The 13,615-nt window shown below is 57.1% G+C and carries 14 protein-coding genes and 3 pseudogenes; 10 read left to right on the top strand and 7 right to left on the bottom strand.

Annotation, left to right across the window (positions count from 1 at the left end):
- The 3 genes from EAH74_RS30560 to EAH74_RS30550 all read left to right on the top strand — a co-directional run.
- On the top strand, positions 1–338 hold a 338-nt coding region (locus EAH74_RS30560; RefSeq protein WP_205012931.1), incomplete at its 5' end, for an FAD-binding protein.
- A gap of 25 nt (positions 339–363) precedes the next feature.
- Positions 364–1,206 carry an FAS1-like dehydratase domain-containing protein gene (locus tag EAH74_RS30555; RefSeq protein WP_140683916.1) on the top strand — a complete coding sequence of 281 codons (843 nt, stop codon included), beginning with the start codon at positions 364–366 and terminating at the stop codon, positions 1,204–1,206.
- On the top strand, positions 1,203–2,018 hold the full coding sequence (locus EAH74_RS30550) for an HpcH/HpaI aldolase/citrate lyase family protein (protein ID WP_140683915.1): 816 nt from the start codon (positions 1,203–1,205) through the stop codon (positions 2,016–2,018). The genes EAH74_RS30555 and EAH74_RS30550 overlap by 4 nt, the downstream gene beginning before the upstream one ends.
- 84 nt (positions 2,019–2,102) lie before the next feature.
- Here EAH74_RS30550 and EAH74_RS30545 read toward each other — a convergent pair whose 3' ends face one another.
- Complete coding sequence (locus tag EAH74_RS30545; protein WP_140683914.1) at positions 2,103–2,534, bottom strand: general stress protein; 432 nt, start codon at positions 2,532–2,534, stop codon at positions 2,103–2,105.
- Positions 2,535–2,802: 268 nt separating this feature from the next.
- Between EAH74_RS30545 and EAH74_RS30540 the strand changes: the two genes are divergently transcribed.
- The gene (locus EAH74_RS30540; RefSeq protein ID WP_111449600.1) at positions 2,803–3,360 is read left to right on the top strand and encodes an ATP-dependent Clp protease proteolytic subunit; all 558 of its coding nucleotides are present in this window, start codon (positions 2,803–2,805) and stop codon (positions 3,358–3,360) included.
- Between the two features lie 65 nt (positions 3,361–3,425).
- Here EAH74_RS30540 and EAH74_RS30535 read toward each other — a convergent pair whose 3' ends face one another.
- Both EAH74_RS30535 and EAH74_RS30530 read right to left on the bottom strand, forming a co-directional pair.
- Complete coding sequence (locus tag EAH74_RS30535) at positions 3,426–4,547, bottom strand: carboxylate-amine ligase (protein ID WP_140683919.1); 1,122 nt, start codon at positions 4,545–4,547, stop codon at positions 3,426–3,428.
- Between the two features lie 205 nt (positions 4,548–4,752).
- Positions 4,753–4,911, bottom strand: a pseudogene (locus tag EAH74_RS30530) (AraC family transcriptional regulator); the annotation flags it as partial.
- Here EAH74_RS30530 and EAH74_RS33515 point away from each other — a divergent pair.
- A pseudogene (locus EAH74_RS33515) lies at positions 4,908–5,077 on the top strand (AraC family transcriptional regulator); the annotation flags it as partial. The pseudogenes EAH74_RS30530 and EAH74_RS33515 overlap by 4 nt on opposite strands.
- A 249-nt stretch (positions 5,078–5,326) precedes the next feature.
- Here the strand turns inward: EAH74_RS33515 and EAH74_RS30520 are convergent.
- Positions 5,327–6,262, bottom strand: coding sequence for a LysR family transcriptional regulator (locus EAH74_RS30520; protein ID WP_076031405.1), 936 nt, complete (start codon positions 6,260–6,262; stop codon positions 5,327–5,329).
- 117 nt (positions 6,263–6,379) lie between these two features.
- On the opposite strand from EAH74_RS30520, the gene EAH74_RS30515 reads away from it, so the two are divergent.
- Genes EAH74_RS30515 through EAH74_RS30505 form a run of 3 tightly spaced genes read left to right on the top strand, consistent with a single transcriptional unit; the run spans position 6,380 to position 8,451 of the window.
- Positions 6,380–6,799 carry an ester cyclase gene (locus tag EAH74_RS30515; RefSeq protein WP_008154664.1) on the top strand — a complete coding sequence of 140 codons (420 nt, stop codon included), beginning with the start codon at positions 6,380–6,382 and terminating at the stop codon, positions 6,797–6,799.
- A gap of 3 nt (positions 6,800–6,802) precedes the next feature.
- A complete protein-coding gene (locus EAH74_RS30510) occupies positions 6,803–7,891 on the top strand; it encodes an SDR family oxidoreductase (protein WP_140683912.1) in 1,089 nt (362 codons plus the stop codon).
- A 17-nt stretch (positions 7,892–7,908) separates the two neighbouring features.
- Entirely contained in the window at positions 7,909–8,451 is a 543-nt protein-coding gene (locus EAH74_RS30505) for a histidine phosphatase family protein (RefSeq protein ID WP_140683910.1), read from the top strand.
- A 170-nt stretch (positions 8,452–8,621) separates the two neighbouring features.
- Here the strand turns inward: EAH74_RS30505 and EAH74_RS30500 are convergent, their stop codons facing one another.
- The 3 genes and pseudogenes from EAH74_RS30500 to EAH74_RS30490 form a co-directional block, all read right to left on the bottom strand.
- A complete protein-coding gene (locus EAH74_RS30500) occupies positions 8,622–9,494 on the bottom strand; it encodes a DNA/RNA non-specific endonuclease (protein ID WP_140683908.1) in 873 nt (290 codons plus the stop codon).
- Positions 9,495–9,732: 238 nt separating this feature from the next.
- Positions 9,733–9,939, bottom strand: a pseudogene (locus tag EAH74_RS30495) (helix-turn-helix domain-containing protein); the annotation flags it as partial.
- 68 nt (positions 9,940–10,007) lie between these two features.
- Positions 10,008–10,934: a Gfo/Idh/MocA family protein gene (locus EAH74_RS30490; protein ID WP_140683906.1), complete on the bottom strand. Its 927-nt coding sequence runs from the start codon at positions 10,932–10,934 to the stop codon at positions 10,008–10,010.
- Between the two features lie 152 nt (positions 10,935–11,086).
- On the opposite strand from EAH74_RS30490, the gene EAH74_RS30485 reads away from it, so the two are divergent.
- Together EAH74_RS30485 and proP are read left to right on the top strand one after the other, a co-directional pair.
- Positions 11,087–11,998, top strand: coding sequence for a bestrophin family protein (locus EAH74_RS30485; protein ID WP_140683904.1), 912 nt, complete (start codon positions 11,087–11,089; stop codon positions 11,996–11,998).
- 110 nt (positions 11,999–12,108) lie between these two features.
- On the top strand, positions 12,109–13,611 hold the full coding sequence (gene proP / locus EAH74_RS30480) for a glycine betaine/L-proline transporter ProP (protein WP_140683902.1): 1,503 nt from the start codon (positions 12,109–12,111) through the stop codon (positions 13,609–13,611).
- Positions 13,612–13,615: the final 4 nt, after the last annotated feature.

The raw sequence follows: 13,615 nt of genomic DNA, 5'->3' as shown, positions 1-13,615 counted from the left end.
TTTCCGGCGGCCGTGGCATGCAGAACGGCGACAACTTCAAACACCTGTACGCCCTGGCTGACAAGCTGGGCGCTGCTGTCGGTGCTTCCCGCGCCGCGGTCGACGCCGGTTTTGTACCCAACGACATGCAGGTCGGTCAGACCGGCAAGATCGTTGCTCCACAGCTGTACATCGCCGTCGGTATCTCCGGCGCGATCCAGCACCTGGCCGGCATGAAAGACTCCAAAGTGATCGTTGCGATCAACAAGGACGAAGAAGCGCCGATCTTCCAGGTGGCCGATTACGGCCTGGTGGCGGATCTGTTTGAAGCCATACCCGAAATGGCCGCCCTGGCCTGATCACTGACCGACAGGAGCGATGGATATGAGCATTTCCGATTTTTCAGCCTGGATTGGCCGCAGCCAGGAAAGCCAGGACCGAATCAGCTTCAACCTGGTTAAGCGAATTGCCGCGACGTTGAGCGAAGTGGCGCCGCAGCCCGGCGAACCACTCCCGCCGCTGTGGCATTGGGCATTCTTTCAAGAACCGGTTGCGGCCAGCGAACTGGGCCCGGATGGTCATCCGGCGCTCGGCGGCTTCCTGCCACCGGCCCACAACCGCAATCGCATGTGGGCCGGCAGTCGAATTGAGTTCTACCAGCCTCTGAAAGTAGAGGCGGAGGTGACCTGTGTATCGACCATTCTCAATGTCGAAGAGAAACTCGGTCGGACCGGGTCGTTGCTGTTTGTCACGGTACGTCATGAGTATTTCCAGGACGGCCAGCGCGCACTTCTGGACGAGCAGGACATCGTCTACCGAGAGCCCGCTGCGCCCAAACTGAGCGGAACCGAAGCGATTCCTGAAGGCCAATGGCAAGACCAGGTCGAACCCTCCTCCACCCTGCTGTTCCGCTATTCCGCGGTCACCTTCAATGGGCATCGGATTCACTACGACTGGCCCTACGTCACCGAGACCGAAGGCTATCCGGGGCTGGTGGTGCATGGCCCTCTGATCGCCACACTGAACTTACGTGCTTTTACCAGAGCGCACCCGACCGCACGATTGGAGCGTTTCACCTTCCGTGGGCTCCGACCGCTGATTTCGCCCCAACCCTTCGAGGTCGGCGGACGCTTGATCGATAGCGGCAAGGCGCAGGTCTGGGCTGGCAATCAGGACGGCACCGCACAAATCGGTGAAATCGAATTCAGTGAGGGAGAAACACCATGAGTGCATCGATCGTTCGCTCCGCCCTGTTTGTGCCGGCCACTCGTCCAGAGCGCATCCCCAAAGCCCTCGCCAGCGGCGCGGACCAGGTGATTGTCGATCTGGAAGATGCCGTGCAAGAAAACCTCAAGGAACAGGCCAGGGATAACCTTGAGCGCTTCTTGAGTGAAAACCCTGATGCGCAGATTCTGGTTCGAGTGAATGCCCCGGATCACTGGGCACACGCGGCGGATCTGGAGCTTTGCCGACGCCATGCCGGCGTGATCGGAGTCTTGCTGCCCAAAGCAGAAAGCGCGGGGCAAGTACTCACGGCTGCTGCCACCGAAAAGCCCATCTGGCCAATCATCGAAAGCGCCAAGGGCTTGGCTGCACTCAATGAGATTGCCAGCGCCAATGGCGTTGAGCGGTTATCGTTCGGCAGCCTCGATCTGGGCCTGGACCTGCATCTGACTATAGGCAGCCGTGCCGCCGAAGAGGTTCTCAGCCACGCCCGCTACGCCGTATTGCTCAGCACTCGGGTTGCCGGCCTGGCCCCGGCGCTGGACGGTGTTTTCCCCTCAATCGAGGACACCACAAGCCTGCACAATGCCATTCAATTTGCCCGCGACATGGGCTTTGGTGGCGCGCTGTGCATCCATCCGAGCCAAGTGCCGATCATCCATCAGGCGTTAAAACCCAGCCCTGAAGAACTTCTCTGGGCGCAACGCATTATCGAAGCCGCCAGCTCAGGTGACGGCGTTTTTGTACTGGATGGGCAAATGGTCGATGCGCCGGTCATTGGACGCGCGCAAGCCATTCTGATGCGCGCGAATTGACTCTGACAGCACATCTGCTGTGTACACCCAGAGATAAAAATCAAGCCCCGAAAAAACACGGGGCTTGATGTGAATCACACCTCATCAGGATTTACGTCCGCTACCAGGGCCTTGTTCACCTCCTTTTCGCCCTGCTTCAGAGGCTTTATCTCTGTCGTCGGCAAAGTTACCGCCGCGACCACTTCCCTGGCCGCCGCTGGTCGACTTATCCGCATCGGTGGATTGCCGACCGCCCGAAGCCTGGCCACCTTTCTGGCCCGGCTGCGAGGCTTTGTCGCTGTCGTCGGTAAAGCTGCCTCCGCGTCCTGCGCCCTGACCACCGCCGGACATACGGTCAGCATCTTTTGACTGCTGTCCGCCTGAAGCCATGCCACCTTTTTGGCCAGCCTCAGAAGCCCGTTGTGGATCGTTGGCAAAATTACCGCTTGATGCCTCCCCGCCTTTCTTGCCGGCTTCTGAGGCTTTGTCCCGGTCATTGCCAAAGTTTCCGGGGTTGTTGTTTTCGGTGTTAGCCATTTTTGTTCACCTCTTTCTTTCTCAAAGACGAGCGCGTGTGCTCGCCTACAATTACGAGGTCAGGAAAAATCGAAAGTTTGAACGAAAATGCCCCTCTCGGGACGGGCGGAATGGGCAAGATAGTTCCCGGAAAATCTGCCCTGAGCGACTGGCGGCACAGTCACCGCCGATCACCCTGCGATTGGATTATTTTTCAAAAGAGTTCAGATTTTTACCAGGTTATAAAGGCTTTTGAATCCTGCGAACGTCGTGCATGGGAGGTCAGTCGATGACCGAACACATCGTCCATTTTCACTGCCAGATCGATCAGGGAACGACCGAGCGCTTCAGGGATTGTTGTCTTGAAGCCATCGATCAAGGTGCCACGTCGCTGCTGTTGAACCTGTCCACGTGTGGTGGCAGCACCAATTTCGGCTTCACGCTCTATACCTTTCTGAAGTCATTGCCGGTGCCGCTGTGCGCGATTAATGCGGGCAACATCGAATCGATGGGCATTATCATGTTTTTAGCGGCAAGCCGACGCATCACGTCGCCGCATGCTCGCTTCCTGATTCACCCCATGAACTGGTACTTCAGTCAAAAATCGGTCGACCATCAACGCTTGCGCGAGTACCTGTCGAGCCTCGACAACGACCTCGCCCGCTATGTACAGATTTTTAACCTCGAAACCGCTGAGGCAGAAACCAAACTCGATATTTTCCATTGCCTTTCAGCGGAAGAGAAAGTCATCGCAGCCCACGAATCCCTGGCCTACGGCATCGCTCATGAGATGCAGCAGATGGTCTTCGCCGACGATGTCAAACACTGGAAAGTCAGCGGTGGTTGAGGTCAGCGCGGTCAGTTAAGAAACCCGCAATCCTGTAGCAGCTGGCGAAGCCTGCTGCTACAAGGCTATTGCGCCGTTTCCATCAGCAATTCGTCCACGACTTGAGATAGCGCTGCAGGAACACTCTCTCCGCCGCGTACGGTTCGTTTGAAGACGTTCCTCTGCCGCTCTGCACTGGTTCCTTCCCGCAGGATTCGGCGAGCTTGAGAAAAGACGTTTTCCACGCGCATTTTCCGCACTGTGTCACCCAGCATCTGTTCCGCCAGGAACAGCCACTGCTCGGCAGAGAATGGCCGGTCGTAACCTTCAACGATGAACGCCGCATGGATACCAAATCGTTTTGCCCGCCAGCGATTTTCCTTGAGAATCCATTGGGACGCTTGCGAGTAGGCTGATCCCGGCCGAGGTTGATCCATGGCGTAGGCGACCAGTAGTCGAAATAACGAGGCAATGCACAGGGCATCTTCCAGGCGTGGGCAGGCATCGGTCATGCGCAATTCCAGGGTCGGATACTGCGCAGCAGGCCGCACTCCCCACCAGCATTCGCTGGCCTGTTTGATCGTACCGGTACGGATCAACAATGCGACATAGGCGGCATAGGCAGCTTCATCCTCGAAGAACTCCGGTATGCCCATCCTCGGCCACTCGTCACACGCCGTCTGCCGGTAACTCATAAAGCCGCTGTCGGCGCCGTCCCAAAATGGCGAGGAGCTACTGAGTGCCAGCAGCAACGGCATCCACGGCAAGACTTCGTTCATCACTTGAATGCGATCCAGATGACTCGCAATTTCAACATGCACGTGCAAACCGGATAACAGGCTACGCCGAGCTACGCACTGGTAGTCTTCAAACAGTTGAAGAAAATGATCTTGCCCAGTGGCCTGTTGCGTACGCCAGTCGGCCAGAGGGTGGCTCCCGGCGCAGAGCAGCCCCAGGCCAAAATATTCAAGTGCGCACCGCAACCTTTTTCGAGCCGTTACAAGGTACTCCTCTGCTTGCGCAATGCTGGTGAAAATGGGGGAAGCCACTTCGATTTGCCCCTGGAACATCTCATAAGCAAAACAATCGCCCATCACCCGCTTGCACGCTTCAATCGACGCGCCGGGAGGCTGCTCGCACATGTGTCGAGTGTCCAGATCAGTGATGAAGTATTCCTCTTCAATGCCGAACCTCAATGGCCTGTTCATTGAATTCATAGCAATGCAATCCCTGAGCTATTTCTGATGGGTCAACTGGATTCGACGCAGGTTCATGGGCGCCGACAAGAGGTGCAAATCCAGACGAAAAAAACCAGATTCAAACGCTTCAGAGGGTCTGCTAAACACTTTGAATTTTTTTGACGCGCTCACTCCTTTGTCTATGAGCAGATCACTATTCACAGCTGTAACCTATTTACTGAAAGCGCATGCGTTTTATGTCCCGCTGCGGCGGCTCTCCGAACAGGCGGCTATATTCTCGACTGAACTGCGACGAGCTTTCATACCCCACCAACCCTCCCGCACTGCTCGCGTCGACATTCTGACTTAGCATCAACTGTCGAGCCGCTTGCACTGGGGCGTTTGGTCGGACTACTCAGCGAGCCTGAGCTGCTTGAAACACTCGCGCCGCTGTTCAAGGAAGAGATCGGAGCCAACACATCGCCAAGACGCTTGCCTGGCTGAAACTTAACTTTCGCCATGCGCTACGCATGGACGACTTGGCGGCGAATGCACACATGCGGCACGAACACTGTGGTGTCCGTGCCTGGTCACACCTCGCTACGACGTGGTTCGCGCTCATAAAAAACCAGGACGCATCGCTGAATTAACTCACACCCTCATCCCGATTTCTGAAAGCGACACGGGGAGAGGATGGGGTTTGGGCGATGCTCCTAATAAAGCGCTTACGTATAACTGTTTTGGGTCGATCTCTGCCGGTCATGGTTTCATTGGTAACTTCGTTAGCTGATGTCATGACTGAACCAATCTCAATTATTTTGGCTAGCGCCCCCATGCACCCATTTCAGGTCGCCCCCCAAGAGGTAACCTTCCACATTTTCTATGGAAAGGGCTTCGAGCAGCACCTGCTCCAGGATGGCAAAAAAACATTTAATGTGAGCCTGTTTCAATGCCTGAGGCCGGGTCACCAGATAGACTTCCATATCTGGAAGTTGGAGATCCGGGAACAACTCGATCAGGTCCTTCGCCAGAATACGGGGCAGTACTGCCACACCCATTCCTCGCCTCACCGATTCGAGCTGAACCGCGAACGAGTTCACGCTGATCTGCGCGCGTTCCAGACCCGCGGCCTTTGCCGCACGCATTTGCGGCAACATGTCCAGCGGAGGAAGCAAGGCAATATTAACCGCCGTGGCCGGAGTCACCCCTGGATACCGTTTCAGATAACCTGCATCGGCGAAGACACCGTAAGCGAGCCTGCCTATTGGTCGATAAATCAGCGACGGTTCGCCTAGATGAGCTGTGCGTACAGCAATGTCTGCCACGCCGCGGACAATCTTGTGAAAGTCGGCTGTTGCCATCAACTCCACCGAGCAACGCGGGTGAAGAGAGGTGAAGCGACTCGCAGCCTCCAGCACGCAAGACGAAAATCCCTCTCCTGCACTGACCAGGACACTGCCAAATAGCTCTGTGTGTAGCCCGGACATACCAGCAACGGTTTGACGCCTCAAGCCCGCCTCCGCCGCTAGGGCAACTTCCACGAGGGATTGGCCGCGCGAGGTCAACCAGCATCCTTCAACGCCCCGCTCGACGAGTAGCTCGCCCAGGGCGCTCTCAAGTTGGGTCAACCGGCGGGACACAGTAGACGCCGCAATACCCAGCATCTGGCCAGCTTGAAGAAAGCTGCCACGCCGCGAGACTGCCAACAACAGACGAAGATCGTCCCAATTTGCTTGCAACGCCATGCTTCATATCCTCCCTGGTCTGCATATGTGCAAATCCATTATGCAGTAGTCGCTGTTTTTCGGGAGAGGCCTCAAAGGTATATCTACAAGCCCTCGAAGACGAATGGAATGGACTGTATGACTACTGGCCCCAACGACTATGCGGAACGCGCCGCCAGTGCCTTCAATCGCCGTGATGTGGAGGCGATGCTTGCGCTGGTTTGCGAAGACTTCATCTACCTCGATAGCATGGGCATACAAACCGGTCGCGAAGCCATGCGCAAACGAGAGATCGCATTGCTCGAAGCGCTCCCCGATGCCCAAGTGATTTTCAGCCCATTCGCCGTCGGTAACGATCGTTTGGCGCTGACTGCCTTCCTGACCGGCACATTCGCCGCACCCTTGGTGCTGCCAGGCCGGGTGATTCCACCTCATGGACGCCATATTACCGCGTACTACGCCGCACACTTCACCTTCAGAGACGGGCTGGCCATCCGTGAAGAGGCCTTCTTCGACAGTGCGGTGCTGATGCCGTTAGCCTATCCAGCTGAGGGTTGAGCCATGCACAGCGCATTCGTTACTGGCGCAACCGGCTTGTTGGGCAACAACCTGGTGCGTGAATTGGTCGCTCGTGGCTACGCGGTCAAAGCCCTGGTCCGTTCAAGAGCCAAAGGTGAACAGCAGTTCAACAATTTTCCGGGTGTGGAACTGGTCGTTGGGGACATGGCCGATGTCGACGCATTCGCAGCGTCGCTGCAAGGCTGCGATACGGTGTTTCACACCGCGGCGTTCTTTCGCGACAACTACAAGGGCGGCAGCCACTGGAAGGAACTCGAAAAGATTAATGTGTCTGGTACGCGGCGCCTGCTAAACCAGGCCTACCGCGCCGGTATACGACGGTTCATCCATACGTCTTCCATTGCCGTGCTCGACGGCGCACCTGGCACGTCCATCGATGAGACATGTCTGCGGGCCGACGCCGATGCGGATGACTACTACCGTAGCAAGATTCTCGCCGACCGTGTCGTCTTGTCGTTCCTGGAGGTCCATCCCGAGATGCATGCCTGCATGGTCCTGCCTGGCTGGATGTGGGGCCCAGCCGACATGGGCCCCACCTCCTCGGGACAGTTGGTTAACGATGTCGTGCTCGGCAAACTGCCCGGACTGATCCCCGGTAGTTTCTCCGTTGTCGATGCCCGCGATGTGGCATTGGCGCAGATTGCCGCAGCCAAACATGGGCGGCGAGGTGAGCGCTATCTCGCGGCGGGCCGGCATATGACAATGCGTGAGCTGGTGCCTATGCTTGGACGTATAGCGGGCGTCAAGACACCCGTTCGACAACTACCGCTCCCCTTTCTATACACGTTGGCGGCTGTGCAGGAGATGTATGCGCGTATTACCAGCAAGCCCATTCTGCTGAGCATGGCCACGTTGCGCCTGTTGGTACGAGAGAAGGACCGCACCTGTTTCAACCACAGCAAGAGTGAACAAGAGCTTGGCCTGAGTTTCCGGCCACTAGAGCTGACAATCACCGACACGGTGGCGTGGTACCGCGATCACGATTGGTTTGAGAGTCAAACCTTAAGTTCCCGGAACCGCACTCCTTCCACATTGACCGCACACCTGAACAAGGACGTAAACATACAGTGAGTAGGAAAATAATCCTGATGCGTCACGGCCAGCCAAAACTGGTCGCAACCGACAAAATGTCAGCGCTCGATATGAAAGACTGGATCGAGCAATACAACCGGTCCGAAATTACCAACCAACCCGTCCCGGATGCCAGCATGCAGCTCGCCGCAACCGCCAAGGTGATTGTCTCAAGCAGCGCGCCTCGTGCGCTGACCTCCGTCCAGGCTCTTGGCCTGAAGCCCGCCCTTGTCGACGCGCTTTTCTGTGAAGCGCAACTGCCTTATGGTCACTGGAAACTGCCACGGCTATCGTCGTTTACCTGGGCATTTATCCTTCGAGTCTTATGGTTGTGCGGTTACTCACGCAGCGTCGAATCCGCCGGAACTGCGAGGATGCGCGCCAGCACGGCAGCTCGACGACTTCAGTCCCTTGCCAACGAAGGACCGGTTCTGCTGCTCGGTCATGGCTTTATGAATCGAATGATCGCCAAACAACTGGTGGCCGATGGATGGGTTCGCCAAAAACGTAACGGCAGCCAGTATTGGAGTGCGACGGTGTATCAATATGGCGGTGTTTAAAAGTGCCATCTGGCGCGGAGATTAAACGAAGGGAAAGTTCAGGTTGGTCGTTCATTTGTAGAGACCTCTTTGGGACGCGAAAACCACGTTTTTCTACTCGCTCGGCCCTATCCGTGAATGAAGCACCCCATCGGTTGCATCCAGCCTTTGAGGTGCAATTCATCAAACCATCAAGAGCGCCCTACGGAACCTGTGACCGGTAGATTCCCCAGCAAGTTGAGCCCGGTACTCTTCACGAAAGCGTCATAATCCATCGGTCTCTCGATACGGGTTTCAGCGTTGGGCAGTACGTAGGCCCAGGCACGCTTGGACGATGCGTCGTAAACCAGCTTGAACAGACGGGTCGGCACCCAGACCTTGTTGTCGCCGATGGTGGTGTGGCCTGAGTCAAAGAGCGGGCCGGTAAAGACAAAAACATTGCCATCGGCTCGCTTGGCAAATTTTCTGACATCCGCCTCGACCTTACTCCAGATCTTCCGGTTGTTGGTGGGGTCTTGCGGCACCATGTTCGACAGCGCAAAGGATTGGGCCATTGCATTAGGGTTCGGTGCATCGGCTGCCGGGGATTGATGGCCACGGTCCACGGCCGGATGTTGGCTACGGTAGTCGCTCAACTCTGCCCGCCCACTCTTGGGGATGCGTGGGTCCGGGTAGAACTGGTTGGTGCGCTCCTCCCCTTTGGCATCTTTCAGCTGGGCGGCATTAAGGCGTTCGACCACTACCAACGGCGTCTTGCTGGTTTGCGAGTACAGCACCGCGAAGTTGTCGGAACACAGGGCCAGGGGTTTCATGGTTGCGGGCACAGTGGCCATGTTGATCGGTTTGGTTGCCGGGAACAGATCTGCACAGCCGTCGAACGATGCCTGCTTCTGCTTGTTTGAATAGAGGTCCAGCGCCGCGTTCTGGCTGATCGAGCCCGAGTGGGACGCTTGTTCCTGATGCTGGGTGGGCGGCTTAAGGAGATCCAGCAGACTGCGGGCTTCTGCCCCGGTCGAGAGCAAAACAAGGGCCGACAGCCCAACTGCAATTTTGCGTAGGTGCATGCTTTTAATCTTCGAATTGGATTGAGGGGTAAACGTACGGCGAGTCCCGATTCACGGAACCAGGTGGCGGCGGTTGCTGATTATCTTGCGGCGAGCATGCGTTCACTGTCCTTGATCAAAATGCCGATGCGGATCCGGTCGGCTCCGAGCGGTACGACCGTTGACGGTCCTGCGGGATTTATTGACCATGACAAGTCACATAAGTGCTGAGCAGCGTTTAGATTCTACTGGCCAATGTCTAAGCGGGCTCCTTAACTGGCGCGAAGCGTTGCGCGTACTCCTTTGGACTCACCCCCATGCGTCGCACGAAGGCTTTTCTTAGCCCGTCGACACTGTGGTAGACGCATCGGCGCGCAACCTCTTCCATCGACCGCCTTCCCAGCTCTATTTGCCGACAGGCCGCTTCGACCCGTACGTCCTCGACGTACTTTGCAGGCGTTGCACGCCTTCATGCGGTGTACAAATTTCATCACCAAATCATCCCTGAAAATAGCCTGATCGCCGCTCGGCGAGCTAATCGAAGAACGGCTCAACCGACGCCCGACTGCCGACAAAAAAGCTGTCGGCGACCAGTCGCAGCGGCTGGAGGTCCAGGTCACTGGCCTTGTCGCCAATCAGCTGTTGAAAATGCCGATACACCGCCGCGTACTCGCCCTCCTCCGATACGGATTGGCGCACGCCGTCAATACTCAACAGTGCGCCACCGTTGTCCAGTCGCAAGATGCCTTCAGTGCAACGAATCTCGATGCTCCAGAGTTCCTCATGACCGTGATCGAAATCGAACTCCGCGCGAACATCGAGGTGGCGCGCGTCAGACATCTTGATGGACGCGGCAATCGGCGACTGGCAGTTGCTGGGGACTCGCAGTTCGGCAGACTCGACAAACAGCGGCAGCGCCAGCAGATGGGTGGCTATCGACAAGGCATTGATGCCGGGATCGAAGACGCCCAGGCCTCCGGGTTGCCAGATCCATGCCTGGCCGGGGTGCCACTTGCGCACGTCTTCCTTCCAGTCGATCTGTACGCTTTGCAAGGTGCGGCTGGCCAGCCAGTCACGGGCCGCTTCGATGCCGGGCGCGTAACGTGAATGCCAGGCGAACAACCCGCTGACGCCTTGCTCCCCAACCTGAATCACCAACGCCATCGCTTCACCCAACGTGGCGCACGGCGGTTTTTCTACCAGCACGTGTTTGCCAGCGGCCAGCGCTTGTTGCACCAGAGCGAATCGTCCTTGCGGTGGTGTGCAAAACGCAATCGCATCGACGTACGGGCCGTTTTCGAGCAGCTCGCTCAGGGACTGAAAGTTCTCTACCCCGGCGCAGGGCTGCCCTTGCGTGGCGACAGACACCAACTGGAACGCGGGATTGGCATTAATAGCGGGGACGTGTTGATCCTGAGCAATCTTGCCGTAGCCCACCAGACCGAGACGGATCGGTTGCATCAATGACTCCTGATTATTTTTCTTATCTTGGTAAGCGAGCGGGCAAGGTTACACCGCTCGGATCATTGATCGCAGCCCCCACCGAACCTTTATCCCGCAAACGCCGTCCGAACTAGGGCATCAATGCTCACCCTTGACCGCGAGGTCGCCGTTTGAAAGCTGCCATCATCAAAAAATACCGCCTGATCATCAAGACCATGGGCTATGTGGGCTGGGCCCTGTTCTGGTTGCTGCTCTGGGATATAGCCGTCACCGTGGACTTCATGCTGTTTCTCAACAGCAAGATCAATCTGCCGCTGATGCCTCTGACCTTGCTCGGTTCGGCGTTGGTGGTGCTGATCAGTTTTCGCAACAGCAGTGCCTATAATCGCTGGTGGGAAGCGCGCACGTTGTGGGGGGCGATGGTCAATAACTCCCGTAGCTTTGCGCGGCAAGTACTGACGTTGCTGGATGATCCGGGTAATGAGGTCAATCCGATGAAGTCAACCCTGCTGCGCCGTCACGTGGCGTACGTAAATTGCCTGGCGGCGCATCTCAGGGGCCAGCCGTGCCCGCTCGAAGTACAGGCGTTTATTCCCGCCGGGGAGTTTGCACGCAGCGGCACCACCAATAATTTTGCCAACGATATCCTCAACGGTTCCGCGGCTCTGCTGGCCCGGGAATACAAGGCCGGGCGCCTGGACAGCATTCGCCTGGCGCGGCTGGAGTCGACTCTGGTTGATCTGTCAAACAGCCAGGGCGGCATGGAGCGGATTGCCAATACGCCGCTGCCCTACCCTTACGTCTATTTTCCACGGCTGTTCATTTCGCTGTTCTGCCTGATTGTGCCGGTGGGGCTAGTAGAATCCCTGGGCTGGTTTACCCCGCTGGCCTCGACAGTGGTGGGCTTCATGCTGCTGGCCATCGAACGCATCGGCACTGACCTGCAAAGCCCGTTTCGCGACAGCGAACACCAGATCCAAATGGAAAACCTCTGCGAAACCATCGAAAAAAACCTGCACTCAATGCAACGCGATTCACTGAGTAGCGATCAACTCAGCGACCCCAGTGCAGCGGTGATTTAACAAAAAAAACGGAGGGTGCTGAATTATTCAGTGTCCTCATGTATCTGAACCAAAGAGCGCGCGCCATTAAATCAATGGCATCGAGAGGGTTCAGGGACAGAGTAATTCTCATGAAATCAAGCAAGAAAACCGTCAATCCCATCGGATTGGACGACATCACCATTGTCGACGACGCCAAGATGCGCAAGGCGATTACGGCCGCCGCACTGGGCAATGCCATGGAATGGTTCGACTTCGGCGTCTATGGCTTTGTCGCCTATGTGCTCGGCAAGGTGTTCTTTCCCGACGCGTCCCCCAGCGTGCAGATGATCGCCGCGCTGGCGACCTTTTCGGTGCCCTTCCTGATCCGCCCCCTGGGTGGTTTGTTCTTCGGCGCATTGGGCGACAAATATGGCCGGCAGAAAGTCCTGGCGGCCACCATCGTGATCATGTCCCTGAGCACCTTCGCCATCGGACTGATTCCGTCCTATGACTCAATCGGCATCTGGGCCCCTATCCTGCTGTTGCTGGCCAAGATGGCCCAGGGCTTTTCGGTAGGCGGCGAATACACCGGCGCCTCGATCTTCGTCGCCGAGTATGCCCCGGACCGCAAGCGCGGCTTTCTCGGGAGCTGGCTGGACTTCGGCTCAATCGCAGGGTTTGTACTCGGCGCAGGCCTGGTGGTGCTGATTTCTGCCGTTATAGGCGAAGAGCAGTTCCAGGCGTGGGGCTGGCGCCTGCCGTTTTTCCTCGCCCTGCCCCTTGGCATAATCGGACTCTACTTGCGTAACGCACTCGAAGAGACCCCGGCCTTCCAGCAACATGTCGAAAAACTCGAACAAGGCGACCGCGAAGGCTTGGCAAGAGGCCCGAAAGTGTCCTTCAAGGAAGTCGCCACCCAGCACTGGCGCAGCCTGATGACTTGCATCGGCGTGGTGGCTGTGACCAACGTCACCTACTACATGCTGCTCACCTACATGCCGAGCTACCTGTCGCACAACTTGCACTACAGCGAAAATCACGGTGTGTTGATCATCATCGCGATCATGGTCGGCATGTTGTTCGTACAGCCCCTGATCGGCTTTATCAGCGACAAAATTGGCCGCCGGCCCTTTATCCTCTTCGGCAGCATCGCGCTGTTCTGCCTGGCCATTCCTGCCTTCATGCTGATCAACAGCGGCAAGCTCGGGCTGATATTTTCGGGCCTGCTGATCATTGCCGTGGTGCTCAACTTCTTTATCGGCGTGATGGCCTCGACCCTTCCGGCCATGTTCCCCACCCACATCCGCTACAGCGCCCTGGCCAGTGCCTTCAACGTCTCGGTGCTGATCGCGGGCCTGACTCCAACCTTGGTGGCCTGGCTGGTGGAAAGCACCAACAACCTGTACATGCCGGCGTACTACCTGATGGTGATTGCCGTGGTGGGCCTGGTGACCGGCATTACCATGAAAGAAACCGCCAACAAACCCTTGCATGGTGCAGCCCCGGCGGCGTCCGACCTTGAGGAAGCGCGGGAACTGCTGCAGGAGCATGAAGATAATATTGAACAGAAGATCGAAGACATCGACGCGCAGATCGCCGCGCTGGAGGCCAAGCGCGAAACTCTGGTGCAACAGCACCCGCGCATCGACTGACGGG

The organism is Pseudomonas mandelii (assembly GCF_006438925.1).
Taxonomy (GTDB): domain Bacteria; phylum Pseudomonadota; class Gammaproteobacteria; order Pseudomonadales; family Pseudomonadaceae; genus Aquipseudomonas; species Aquipseudomonas mandelii_C.
The sequence above is the reverse complement of the archived record's forward strand: the minus strand, read 5'-3'. Positions and strand labels throughout refer to the sequence as shown.